Here is a 12,650-nt window from a genome sequence, read left to right on the forward strand (position 1 = left end):
ACACATCCATCATGAACGCTCCAACCAACTCCGCATCCACCGTCACCGCATCCGGCGCTCCCAACCCCAAGCGCAAGAAGGCGCTCACCGTACTGTCCATCGTGGTCCTGCTGGGCCTGGCCTACGGCGGCTACAACTGGTACGGCTCGCGCCATGCCGAAGAAACCGACAACGCCTATGTGCAAGGCAACGTAGTCCAGATCACGCCGCAGGTTGGCGGCACGGTCACCGCCATCCTGGCCGATGACACCGACTTCGTGAAAGCCGGCCAGCCCGTGGTGCAACTCGACCCGGCCGACGCCAAGGTGGCGCTGGACCAAGCCGAGGCCAACCTGGCCCAGGCCGTGCGCCAGGTGCGCACCCTGTATGCCAACAACGGCAGTCTGTCGGCCCAGGTGACCCTGCGCGAGTCCGACATCACCAAGGCACAAACCGAAATCGCCCGCGCCACCGACGACCTGAACCGCCGCCAGTCTTTGGCAGGCAACGGTGCCGTGTCCAAAGAAGAACTGAACCACGCCAAGTCGCAACTGACCAGCGCCCAGAACGCACTGGCCGCCGCCCAGGCCGGTGTGGCAGCCGCACGTGAACAGCTCTCCAGCAACCAGTCCCTGACCGATGGCACCAACGTGGAAGGCCACCCCAGCGTGATGGCCGCCGCCGCCAAGGTGCGTGAGGCCTACCTGGCACTGCACCGCGCCGCCCTGCTCGCCCCGGTGGACGGCTACGTCGCCAAACGCACCGTGCAACTGGGCCAGCGCGTGGCCGCCGGTGCGCCGCTGATGTCCATCATCCCGCTGAACCAGCTGTGGGTGGATGCCAACTTCAAGGAAGTGCAACTGCGCAACATCCGCATTGGCCAGCCCGTCACACTGACGGCTGATCTGTACGGCAAAAAGATGGAATACAAGGGCACCGTAGCCGGCCTGGGTGCCGGTACCGGTGCAGCCTTTGCGTTGCTGCCCGCGCAAAACGCCACTGGCAACTGGATCAAGGTGGTGCAGCGCGTGCCGGTGCGTGTGGCGCTGGACGCCGAGCAACTGGCCCAGAACCCCTTGCGCGTGGGCCTCTCGATGGAAGCCACGGTGGATGTGACCGACCAGAGCGGCAAGTCTTTGGCCGATGCACCACGCAGCGCTTCCAGCGTGCAGACCGAGGTGTACTCGGTCGTTGAAACGAGCGCCAACAACGAAGTCAAGCGCGTGATTGCCGCCAACCTGGGGCGCAGCAGCAAGACACAAACCGCACAACACGCCCACGCCGCTGTCGCCACCACCGCACAGGCCCACTAAGCCGGAACCTGCATGAGCTCCCCCGCTAACACCCCCCTGGCGCCGCTGCAAGGCAGCGCCAGGCTGTGGGGCACGATTGCCCTGTCTGCCGCCACGTTCATGAACGTGCTGGACTCTTCCATTGCCAACGTCTCGCTGCCCGCCATCGCGGGTGACCTGGGCGTGAGCCCCAACCAGGGCACCTGGGTCATCACCAGCTTTGGTGTGGCCAACGCGATTGCCCTGCCGCTGACCGGCTGGCTATCCCAACGCTTTGGTCAGGTGCGCCTCTTCACCATGAGTGTGCTGCTGTTTGTGCTGACCTCGTGGTTGTGCGGACTTGCACCGAACATGGAATCGTTGATTGCCATGCGCGCTGCGCAGGGCCTGGTCGCCGGGCCCATGATGCCGCTGGCCCAGACACTGTTGCTGTCGAGTTATCCGCCCGCGCTGGCAGGGCTGGCCATGGCCATGTGGGCCATGACCACGCTGGTTGCCCCGGTGATGGGGCCCCTGTTGGGCGGCTGGATTACCGACCACATCCACTGGGGATGGATTTTCTTCATCAACATTCCCGTGGGGCTGCTGGCGGCGTTTGCCACCTGGACCATCTACAAAAAACGGGAAACCGCCACACGCAAGCTCCCGATTGACACCATGGGGCTGTCACTGCTGGTGATTGCGGTAGGGGCGCTGCAGATGATGCTGGACCGTGGCCGCGAGCTGGACTGGTTCCATTCCGCTGAAATCATCACGCTCACTATCACGTCCGTGATTGCCTTTGGGTTCTTCATCATCTGGGAGCTGACCGATGAACACCCGGTGGTGGATTTGAAGCTGCTCAAAATGCGCAATTTCTGGACCGGTACCGTGGCCATGTCTGTGGCCTACAGCCTGTTCATGGGCAACATCGTGCTGTTGCCCCTGTGGTTGCAGCAGTACATGGGCTACACCTCCACCCAGGCCGGCATGATGATGGCGCCGGTGGGCATCTTCGCGATCATTCTCTCGCCCTGGGTGGGCAAGAACGTCAGCCGCTTTGATCCGCGCATGCTCACCAGCTTTGCCTTTGTGGTGTTCGCCTTGGTGCTGTTCATGCGCTCGCACTTCAATACGCTGGCGGACTTTGACACCATCATGATCCCCACCGTCGTGCAGGGTGTGGCCGTGGCCTTCTTCTTCATCCCGTTGACCACCATCACGCTGGGTGGCTTGCCGCCCGAGAAGATCCCTTCGGCCTCAGGCCTGTCCAGTTTCGCCCGCATCGTGGGTGGATCGTTTGGCACCTCGATTGCGATCACGGTCTGGCAAAACCGCATCGCGTTGCACCATGCCCAACTGTCAGAGCTGGTGAACCGCGGCAGCAGTGCGGCCAACGGAGCCTTGGCCGGGTTCGATGCGGCAGGCATGTCACAAGAGCAGGCACTGAGCCAGATCAACCGCATGGTCGACCAGCAGGCTGCGATGCTGGCGGTCAACGACGTGTTCTACGCCTCGGCCATCATCTTCCTGATGCTGATCCCGCTGGTCTGGCTGTCGCGCCCCAAACGCATGGGTGGTGCCGGCGCGGCCGGTGCAGCAGACGCCGCTGCGGGCGCCCACTAGAAAAGGAAGCGATTACCTGGAGCGAATGCTGCCCACCAGCGCATTCGCCGGGTAGTAACGCAGAAAAGCCTTCCACACCGCACCAGACTTGCTGGAGCGCTCCAGCGCTTCACGCAGGCTGTTGGTGTCGGCCTCGTTCAGGTGCTTGGAGATGTAGGCCCCGCTGTCGCCCCAAGGCAATTCTTCAATGGCCTCATAACGCAGACGGGGCACCAGGCCCGCCACCTTGGGCTCCCCCTGCAATGCCCCCAGCAGAATGTTGGGCGCCATGATGGTGAGGTCCACCGCGCCGCTTTGCATGAGGCGAGCGACCGACGCGGCGTCCACTTCCTGCACCAGGCGGCCCTGCTCGGCCAGCTCACGCACCAGCAACTGGTAACCCGGGCCGAAATCAAAACCGCGCACCACGCCCACCCGGATATCGCGTCGGGTCAGCAAATCCTGCGCCGTCTTGACCGCAGGACGCTCCGACGCCACGGTAATCAGCGTGGCACGGCTGTAGATCAAGGGAACAAACAGGCCTTGCTCATCACGCAAAGGCGAGCGTGAAGCAGGTATCAGCAGGTCTGCACGGCCGGATTCAAACAACACGTCGAGCCGGGCACGTGGCACCACAGAAAACTCGAAAGTGCAGCCCTCTTTGGTGCTCATGCTGCGCAAAATTTCCGGGTACACCCCGCTCACCGTGTTGTCAGGTGCAACAAACACACTCAGACCAATCGGTGCGATGGGTACGTTGATCGTGCGTGAACAACTGGCCGCTGCCAACCCAGGCAGCGCCAATAACGATCCTAGAACCAGCAGCCTGCGGCAGGCGCTGTATGCGGTGTTGGTGTACATGTCGAATCTCGTCCCTTTGCAGCTTATAAGATCGCCGCTTTGTGCACCATTCTAGGGACGGGCGAGACGCCCAACACGCGAAAAAGCCCTAGAAAGGCAGTCCTACGTAATTTTCCGCCATCACGGTGCGGGCCGCTTCCGAGTGCACCAGGTAATCCAGCTCGGCCTGTTGCAGCTTGGCGCCGATGGCGCCCTGATCCGGGAAAAGGTGGGTCAACGAGGTGAACCACCAGCTAAAGCGCTCGGCTTTCCAGACACGGCGCAGGCAGGTGTCGGAATAGTGGCGGATGCCCGCCTCGCTCTTCTCGATGTAATGCTCGATCAGCGCCCGCGACAGATAACGCACGTCGGATGCCGCCAGATTCAGGCCCTTGGCACCCGTCGGCGGCACGATGTGGGCTGCGTCCCCTGCCAAAAAGAGTTGCCCAAAACGCATGGGTTCGGCCACAAAGCTCCGTAGCGGCGCAATGCTCTTTTCGATCGAGGGGCCTGTCACCAGGGCCTCGGCCGTGGCCGGGTCCAAACGGCGGCGCAGCTCGTCCCAAAACGCATCGTCACTCCACTGCTCCACCTTGTCCTCCAATGAACACTGCACGTAGTAACGCGTACGTGTGGGGGAACGCATGGAGCACAGTGCAAAACCGCGCGCATGGTTGGAATAAATCAGCTCTTCCGCCACCGGCGGCGTGTCGGCCAGAATGCCCAGCCAGCCGAACGGATAGATCTTCTCGTACAGCGACAGCGCACTGGCCGGCACACTCGCGCGGCTCACGCCGTGGTAGCCATCACAGCCGGCAATGAAATCGCAGTGCAACACCTGTGACTCGCCATTGGCCGTGTAGCTGACCCAGGGCTTGGTGGTGTCAAAGTCGTGCAACTCCACCTTGTCCGCGTGGTACACGGTGGTCAGGCCCGCGGCCTTGCGCGCATCCATCAGGTCGTGGGTGACTTCGGTCTGGCCATACACCACCACGTGTTTACCACCGGTGGGGCCACTCAAGTCAATACGGTGGCGGCCGCCGTTGAAGCACAGCTCAAAACCGTCGTGCGCCATGCCCTCACGGTGCATGCGTGCGCCAACACCGGCCTCGTCCAGCAGATCGGCCGTGGTCTGCTCGATCACACCGGCGCGAATGCGGGCCAGCACATAGTCGCCGTCCTGGCGCTCCAGAATCACGTTGTCAATGCCCGCCTTGTGCAGCAACTGGCCGAGCAATAGCCCTGCGGGGCCTGCACCGATGATGGCAACTTGCGTACGCATGTCCTGACTCCTCGTTGGTATTCAATCGCCAGAGCGTAGATGCACTGGGCCTTTCATGAAAGCGGAAAACCCATCTATTGCGCGATAATCAGATGATGCGCGCGATAATCGCACAATACTTCTCCCGCACCACCCATGCCACCCCCACCCTCCCCTGACAAGCTCCAAAGCGAGCCGAGCATCCAGAAAGCCGATTTCATCGAAGGCATGGCCAAAGGCATGGCGGTGCTGGAGAGTTTTGACACCGAACGCCAGCGGCTCAATGCCACCCAAGCCGCAGAGCGGGCCAACATCACCCGGGCTGCGGCACGACGCCACTTGCTGACCCTCGCGCACCTGGGCTACCTGGAAAGTGACGGCCATGCGTTCTGGCTGTCGGCCAAGGTGCTGCGGTTTTCCGGCAGCTACCTGGCTTCCGCCCGTTTGCCCCGCATCGTCCAGGCCACGCTCAACCGCCTGGCCGCGCAAACACTGTCGTCCTATTCGGTGGTGGTACGCGATGAAGCCGAGGTGGTGATCGTTGCACGCAGCGCCACCTACAGCGGCGCCGAACGCATGCTGGCCTATGGCCTGCATCTGGGCGCCCGGCTGCCCGCGCATGCCACCTCCACCGGGCGTGTACTGTTGGCCGCGCTGCAGACACCCGCGTTCAATGCTTGGCTCAAGGTGCGGGGCCCGGATGGTGAACTTGGCAAACGCGCACTAGCGCGTCTGACACCATTGACAGTGACCGACCACAAAGCATTCAAATCGGTGATCACCCAAGTGCGTGCGCAAGACTATTGCCTGGCCAGTGAAGAGCATGAGTTAGGCGTGCATGCGCTGGCTGTTCCGCTGCGGGATATGCAGGGGCGCACGTTGGCGGCTCTCAATGTGGTGGCTACGCCGCGTACCCGCTCGCCTGGGGATTTCTTGCGTCAGCAGTTGCCTGTGTTGCAGGATGCGGCGCGGGAATTGCGGGGGATACTTTAGAGTTCTCTCCTTTCACGGGGGTGTTCGTCTTTGCTTAGTATTTCTTCTTGCTTGGAATGTCGGGATGTGCGCCCGACAGCGCAGTAACTTTCTTTTGCTTCGCCAAAAGAAAGTCACCAAAGAAAAGGCGAGCCGGATGCGTCGGCCCTTCGGGCACGCTGCGTTGCTCGGCCTGGGCGGGGTCTGGCTCGAACTCGCCTTCGGCTCAAACAATCGCCAGCCCTGATCCGCCCAGCCCTGCGCTACTCGCCTCCGCATAACGGCGTGGAGTCCGAATTCAAAGTCCAAACAGCCGAACAACCGAAACCGAACTTCGTCCGCGCTACGCGCGGACGGGCCGAGCGCAGCGATGGCCCGTAAGTCGCCCCAATCCCTTCTGTATGCGCCGAGGAGCGCAGGGGTCAGTGGATCAGGGCTGGCGATTGTCTGAGCGAAGCGAGTTCGAGCCAGACCCCACTGAACCCGAGCACCGCAGGTTGCCCCGTAGCGAAGCGTAGGGGTCGCAGACAGTAGGGTCGCCTTTTCTTTGCTTACTTTCTTTTGGCGAAGCAAAAGAAAGTGAGTGCGCTGTCGGGCGCACATCCCGACACGCCACAAAAGCAAACACCTCAGAAAAATGAAGAGGATAGAAACAAAAAGGCCAGAGCCCCCGCACCAACGTAGCAGGTTCTCCAGCCTCAGTGGCAGTAAACCGCGTATCAGCCAGCGTTAAGTTGCTGCTCCAACTTGTGCAGCACTTCGTAGCAATTCAAAACACGCGCCACACTGGAGTTAGGCTCACGACCTTCACGAATCGCAGCAAAGAACTCCCGATCCTGCAGCTCGATGCCGTTCATGGACACGTCCACCTTGCTCACATCGATCTTGTCTTCCTTGCCGTTGAACAGGTCGTCATAACGCGCGATGTAAGTCGCCGTGTCGCCGATGTAACGGAAGAAAGTGCCCAGTGGGCCATCGTTGTTGAAGCTGAGCGACAGCGTGCAGATGGCACCGTTGGCCGCCTTGAGCTGGATGCTCATGTCCATGGCAATGCCAAGCACCGGGTGGATAGGGCCCTGGATGGCGTTGGCCTGCACGATGGGGCTGTTGGCCTGGTAGGCAAACAGGTCCACGGTGTGGGCAGCGTGGTGCCACAGCAGGTGGTCGGTCCAGCTACGCGCCTGGCCCAGTGCATTGGTGTTGGTGCGGCGGAAGAAGTAAGTTTGCACATCCATCTGCTGGATGTTGAACTTGCCTGCCGCAATCTGCTGGTGCACATACTGGTGGCTGGGGTTGAAGCGGCGGGTATGGCCACACATGGCGACCAGGCCGGTTTGCTTCTGCAGGGCCACAACATCCTGCGCACCTTGGAGGTTGTCCGCCAACGGAATTTCCACTTGCACGTGTTTACCGGCCTTCAGGCAGGCGATGGTCTGCTCGGCGTGCATCTGCGTGGGGGTGCACAAAATCACTGCGTCCACTTCGGGCAAAGCCAGACTGTCGCCCAGCTCGGTGGTGACATGGCCAATGCCGTATTTGACGGCCACTTCCCTGGTTTTCTCCAGATCGCGGCTGATGAGGGACACGACTTCGACGCCATCGATGTTCTTGATGCCGTCCAGGTGTTTGATGCCGAATGCACCGGCGCCAGCCAGTGCGACTTTGATGGTCTTGCTCATAATCTCTCCTTGTTATCCGTTCACCCAGAGCTTGTCGAAGGGCTTCGACAGGCTCAGCCCGAACGGTGTGTTTATTGGTTTTCCAGAATCAGATGACCCACCGCCGTGTTGCTGGCGGGCACATGGTAGAAGCGGTGCTTGACGGTGGGCTTGGGGCCGCCGGCCACATCGGCCATGGCACCCCGTGCGATCAGCCACATCACCAGCTCGATGCCTTCGCTACCCGCTTCACGCACATAGTCGATGTGCGGCGTGGCGGCGCAGGCCTCAGGGTCGGCAATCATCTGGTCCAGCCAGGCGTTGTCCCACTCGCGGTTGATCAAGCCAGCGCGTGCGCCCTGCAACTGGTGGCTCATGCCGCCCGTGCCCCAGATCTGCACATTCAGGTTTTCGTCGTAACTCTCCACAGCTTTGCGGATCGCCTTGCCGAGGTTGAAACAACGCTGTCCGCTGGGCACGGGGTACTGCACCACATTCACGGCAAACGGAATCACCGGGCAGGGCCATGCGTCTTTCACCGGGTCTTTCTGGCCGCACATCAGCGAGAGCGGCACCGTCAGGCCGTGGTCCACATCCATCTTGTTCACGATAGTGAGGTCAAAGTCCTGCTGAATGACGGAGTGGGCGATGTGCGCAGCCAGGTCCGGGTGGCCTTGTACCTTGGGCACAGGGCGTGGGCCAAAGCCTTCGTCAGCGGGGATGTATTCGGCGGCCGTGCCAATGGCAAAGGTGGGGATCATGTCCAGGCTGAAGGCCGTGGCGTGGTCGTTGAAGACCAGAATGATCACGTCGGGCTTGTTGTCCTTCAGCCACTGTTTGGAATAGTCGTAGCCCGCGAACAGCGGTTTCCAATAGTCTTCCTGGGTCTTGCCCAGGTCCATGGCCGCGCCGATGGCGGGCACGTGCGAGGTAAATACGGAGGCGGTAATTTTGGCCATAAGGTTCAGGCTTTCTTGGCGTCAACAGTGGAATGTCGGCCTTGGGGTTGATTCTGTGGCTGGGCGGTACCGTCTTCACCGAGTTTGCGATTGCCTTCCACCGAACGGCCACCACCGATCATCATGTTGCGGTATTCCTCTTCGGTCATGCCGGTCATGCTGCCCGCCATCTGCTGGAAGCTGCGGCCATGGGTGGCGCCGATTTTGGCGAGGAAATAAATGTTTCCGCCCAGGCTGATGGCGCGGTTCAGGTCCATGTCCAGCACGGACTGCTTCTGCTCCTCAGACATGGCCCACTCGTCCAGATAGGCACGCTGGTTGGCCTTGAAACGCTCGCGGTTGTCCGCCTTCATGAGCGACATGCAGAACTGGTTGAGCCAGTAACCTTTGCGGCTCTGCTCCGCATCAAAAATCGTGGTGCCAGGAATGTCCTGGTAGGGTTTATCGAGTGACATATCAGTCTTTCCAGTACAGGCGATTGGGGTTGTCCACCAGCAGCTTGCGCTGCAGCTCCGGTGTCACCGCAATATGCGGAATAAAGTCCACCAGCAGGCCGTCGTCGGGCATGTGGTCCTTGAGGTTGGGGTGCGGCCAGTCGGTGCCCCACAACACACGGTCGGGGAACTGCTCGACGATGCGGCGGGCAAACGGGATCACATCGCGGTAGGCATTCTGCTCACCGTTCAGCGCCTTCGGGCCGGTAACCGACAGACGCTCGGGGCAACTCACCTTGCTCCACACATTGGTGTGTTCGCGCATGAACTTTTCAAACAGCGCGAACTGCGGGCCATCCACCGGCAGCGACACATCGGGGCGGCCCATGTGGTCCACCACCACGGTGGTCGGCAGCGCAGTGAAGAAGTCCCACAGCTCGGGCAGGTCCACCGCTTCAAAGTAGATCACCACATGCCAGCCAAACTTGGCAATGCGACCGGCAATTTCCAGCAATTCATCTTTGGGCGTGAAGTCCACCAGGCGTTTGACAAAGTTGAAGCGCACGCCGCGCACGCCAGCGTCGTGCATGGCTTGCAGCTCTTCATCTGTCACGCTGCGTTTGACCGTGGCCACGCCACGCGCTTTGCCGTTGCTGTGCACGAGCGCATCGACCATGGCGCGGTTGTCGGCGCCGTGGCAGGTGGCCTGCACGATCACGTTTTTCTCAAAACCCAGATGGTCGCGCAGGGCAAAGAGTTGCGTTTTGGAGGCGTCACAGGGCGTGTACTTGCGCTCGGGCGCATAGGGAAACTCTGCACCGGGGCCAAACACGTGGCAATGGGCATCGACCGCGCCTGCGGGCAGCTTGAAAGTGGGCTTGGCCGGGCCGGTGTACCAGTCCATCCAGCCTGCGGTTTTGGTGAAATCACCCGAAGTAGGTTTGCTCATGGTGGCCTCAGTCGATGTATTTGAGACCAGCGGCCGCCAGCGGCTCGCGCATCTTGTACATGTCCAGCCCCAGCACGCCGGCAGCGAGCTTGGCACGTTTTTCGCCTTCAAAGCTCTCGCGCTTCTGCGCAGCTTCCAGCGTGGCGGCGGCGCGTGCGGCGGGTACACACACCACACCATCATCGTCCGCCACGATCACGTCACCGGGCGTGACCAGCATGCCTGCACAGACGATGGGAATGTTCACCGAGCCCAGCGTGGCCTTGATCGTGCCCTTGCTGCTGATGGCCTTGCTCCACACAGGAAAGCCCATGCGCTGCAGCTCTTTCACATCGCGCACACCGGCGTCGATGATCAACGCGCGTGCGCCACGGGCTTGGAAGGACGTGGCTAACAGGTCACCAAAGAAGCCATCGGTGCATTCGGCAGTGACGGTAGCCACCACGATGTCACCAGGCTGGATCTGCTCGGCGGCCACGTGCATCATCCAGTTGTCGCCGGGCTGCAGCAGCACGGTGACTGCTGTACCAGACACTTGCTGGCCGCTGTAGATGGGGCGCATATAGGGCTTGAGCAGGCCCACGCGGCCCATGGCCTCGTGCACGGTGGCGGAGCCGAGGGCGGCCAGGCCGTCTGCGGCTGCGCGGTCTGCGCGCGTGATGTTTTTGTAGACAACGCCTAGTTCGTACATATTCAACTCTCCTTGATATTTCTGACTGTATGTTCCGCGGCCCGCTCTAAACGCGCTCGCGAGGACAGGAGTGGGTGTGCGTTTTGCGGAGGTAAAGGAGGAGCCCGCAAAGCGGGCGGGGGACACGCAGCAAAACGTGCACCCACTCCTGTCTCACCATCGCAGCAACCTACCTGCCCTTTGCTTTCAGGCGCGTATCCAGGCGCGAGAAGACACGGCGTGTATTGCCTTCATAGATCTGCTGCTTCTCTGCAGCGCTCAGGATCGTGGAGGCTTCGATGTAACGCTTGGTGTCGTCGTAGTAGTTACCGGTGGTCGGGTCAATGCCGCGCACAGCACCAATCATTTCAGAGGCGAACAACACGTTCTTGACGGGGATCACCGTGTTGAGCAAATCAATGCCTGGCTGGTGGTACACACAAGTGTCAAAGTAGATGTTGTTGAGCACATGCTCGGTCAACAAAGGCTTTTTCATCTCCTGTGCCAATCCGCGGAAACGGCCCCAGTGGTAGGGCACGGCACCGCCGCCGTGGGGAATCAGGAACTTCAGTGTGGGGAAGTCCTTGAACAGGTCACCCTGGATGCACTGCATGAAGGCCGTGGTGTCCGCGTTCAGGTAATGCGCGCCGGTGGTGTGGAAACACGCGTTGCAACTGGTGCTCACGTGGATCATGGCCGGCAGGTCGTACTCCACCATCTTTTCGTAAATGGGGTACCAATGTTTGTCGGTCAGCGGGGGGCTGTTCCAATGGCCACCGGATGGGTCGGGGTTGAGGTTGATACCCACCGCACCGTATTCCTTAACGCACTTTTCCAGCTCGGGAATGCAGGTGGCCGGGTCGACACCGGGCGATTGCGGCAGCATGGCCACAGGAACAAAGCTGTCCGGGAACAGCTCGCTGACGCGGAAACAGAGTTCGTTGCAGATCGCTGCCCAAGTGGACGACACATTGAAGTCGCCAATGTGGTGGGCCATGAAACTGGCGCGTGGCGAGAACAACGTGAGGTCCGAACCACGCTCATTCATCAGCTTGAGCTGGTTGGTTTCAATCGACTCGCGCAACTCGTCGTCGCTGATCTTGAGGTCTGCCACCTTGGGGCCCAGTTCGGGCGTGTTGAGGTTGGCAATCTGTGCGTTGCGCCAATTTTCCAGCGCCTTGGGCGCCGTGGTGTAGTGGCCGTGGCAGTCGATGATCATCAGTGTCTCTCCTTGTTTGTATTTGTAGTAGGTGGCCTGTGGGCTCAGGCGGGTTCCATGCCCTGCCGTCGCTTGGCCTCTGCGGCATCGTTGGATGCCATGAAGGCCAGCAACGCCCGCCCGGCGGGCAACTGGCTGGAGCTGCTGCACAGCCCCGCTGAAAACGTGGTGGTGATCTGGATGGCGGGTGGCAACGGGCCCACCACGTCGATGCCTTGCAGGTGAATGAGTTCGCTGAGCTGCTGAAAACCCAGCGCCACCTGCCCTTGCGCCACCAGGCTGCCCACTGGCACACCGGGGGGCGCTTGCACCATGCGCTCGCGGATGGTGTCGGCAATGCCCCAGCGCTCAAACAGCTTGGCCAGCGCCACGCCGCTGGGGCCGGTGGAATAGCTGACGCTGGGCGCTGCCAGCACGGCCTGGCGCACCGCCTCTTCGCTCGAAATATCGGGGGCGGTGGTGCCCGCGCGTACGGCGACGGCTACACCGGAGAGGGCCAGGTCGACCTTGCTCTGCGCGTCGATATGCCCTGCGGCGATCAACTTGTCGATCGCGTCCGAAGCCAGAAAAACCATGTCAAACGCCTCTCCGGCCTGTACGCGTTTGGCCGCATCCACACCACCGACCGACTCAATGGCCACGCCCTGCCCCGTGCGCTGTGTATAGGCCTGCGTCAGCTCGGCCAGCAACTGGCGGGTGGCCATAGACGAAATACCTTGAAGCATGCTTTGCATGGTCGGTATTCTGGTCGCGCGGGTGGTATTTGATAAGTCAACGATGGCACTAGCAGCTATCACATATTGGCATAATCGGAGCGCAGCTATTCGCTGTTC

At 61.2% G+C, this 12,650-nt stretch carries 12 protein-coding genes; 3 read left to right on the top strand and 9 right to left on the bottom strand.

All coding sequences use genetic code 11. The features are described from left to right. The first annotated feature begins 11 nt into the window (after positions 1-11). Together RS694_RS12645 and RS694_RS12650 are read left to right on the top strand one after the other, a co-directional pair. Positions 12-1,292, top strand: a complete 1,281-nt coding sequence (locus tag RS694_RS12645; protein ID WP_029708352.1) for an HlyD/EmrA/EmrK family protein — start codon at positions 12-14, stop codon at positions 1,290-1,292. 12 nt (positions 1,293-1,304) lie between these two features. Further along, the gene (locus RS694_RS12650; protein ID WP_029708351.1) at positions 1,305-2,876 is read left to right on the top strand and encodes a DHA2 family efflux MFS transporter permease subunit; all 1,572 of its coding nucleotides are present in this window, start codon (positions 1,305-1,307) and stop codon (positions 2,874-2,876) included. Between the two features lie 12 nt (positions 2,877-2,888). Here RS694_RS12650 and RS694_RS12655 read toward each other — a convergent pair whose 3' ends face one another. Both RS694_RS12655 and pobA read right to left on the bottom strand, forming a co-directional pair. Further along, the gene (locus RS694_RS12655) at positions 2,889-3,716 is read right to left on the bottom strand and encodes a substrate-binding periplasmic protein (RefSeq protein WP_029708350.1); all 828 of its coding nucleotides are present in this window, start codon (positions 3,714-3,716) and stop codon (positions 2,889-2,891) included. Between the two features lie 88 nt (positions 3,717-3,804). Further along, entirely contained in the window at positions 3,805-4,977 is a 1,173-nt protein-coding gene (gene pobA, locus RS694_RS12660) for a 4-hydroxybenzoate 3-monooxygenase (protein ID WP_029708349.1), read from the bottom strand. 135 nt (positions 4,978-5,112) lie between these two features. Here pobA and RS694_RS12665 point away from each other — a divergent pair, with 135 nt between their 5' ends. Next, entirely contained in the window at positions 5,113-5,949 is an 837-nt protein-coding gene (locus tag RS694_RS12665; protein WP_051391955.1) for an IclR family transcriptional regulator domain-containing protein, read from the top strand. A 698-nt stretch (positions 5,950-6,647) separates the two neighbouring features. Here RS694_RS12665 and RS694_RS12670 read toward each other — a convergent pair. From RS694_RS12670 to RS694_RS12700, 7 genes are all read right to left on the bottom strand, one after another. Further along, positions 6,648-7,607: a Gfo/Idh/MocA family oxidoreductase gene (locus tag RS694_RS12670; protein WP_029708347.1), complete on the bottom strand. Its 960-nt coding sequence runs from the start codon at positions 7,605-7,607 to the stop codon at positions 6,648-6,650. A 71-nt stretch (positions 7,608-7,678) separates the two neighbouring features. Next, positions 7,679-8,545, bottom strand: a complete 867-nt coding sequence (locus RS694_RS12675; protein ID WP_029708346.1) for a class III extradiol dioxygenase subunit beta — start codon at positions 8,543-8,545, stop codon at positions 7,679-7,681. 5 nt (positions 8,546-8,550) lie between these two features. Then, positions 8,551-9,000 carry a protocatechuate 4,5-dioxygenase subunit alpha gene (ligA, locus tag RS694_RS12680; protein WP_029708345.1) on the bottom strand — a complete coding sequence of 150 codons (450 nt, stop codon included), beginning with the start codon at positions 8,998-9,000 and terminating at the stop codon, positions 8,551-8,553. Position 9,001: 1 nt separating this feature from the next. Continuing rightward, positions 9,002-9,928: an amidohydrolase family protein gene (locus RS694_RS12685; protein WP_029708344.1), complete on the bottom strand. Its 927-nt coding sequence runs from the start codon at positions 9,926-9,928 to the stop codon at positions 9,002-9,004. Positions 9,929-9,935: 7 nt separating this feature from the next. Beyond that, a complete protein-coding gene (ligK, locus tag RS694_RS12690; protein WP_029708343.1) occupies positions 9,936-10,619 on the bottom strand; it encodes a 4-carboxy-4-hydroxy-2-oxoadipate aldolase/oxaloacetate decarboxylase in 684 nt (227 codons plus the stop codon). A gap of 169 nt (positions 10,620-10,788) precedes the next feature. Further along, the gene (locus RS694_RS12695; RefSeq protein WP_029708342.1) at positions 10,789-11,817 is read right to left on the bottom strand and encodes an amidohydrolase family protein; all 1,029 of its coding nucleotides are present in this window, start codon (positions 11,815-11,817) and stop codon (positions 10,789-10,791) included. Between the two features lie 44 nt (positions 11,818-11,861). Continuing rightward, positions 11,862-12,551: a substrate-binding domain-containing protein gene (locus RS694_RS12700; protein ID WP_029708341.1), complete on the bottom strand. Its 690-nt coding sequence runs from the start codon at positions 12,549-12,551 to the stop codon at positions 11,862-11,864. Positions 12,552-12,650: the final 99 nt, after the last annotated feature.

Origin of the sequence: Rhodoferax saidenbachensis (genome assembly GCF_001955715.1) — a bacterium.
Taxonomy (GTDB): Bacteria; Pseudomonadota; Gammaproteobacteria; order Burkholderiales; family Burkholderiaceae_C; genus Allorhodoferax; species Allorhodoferax saidenbachensis.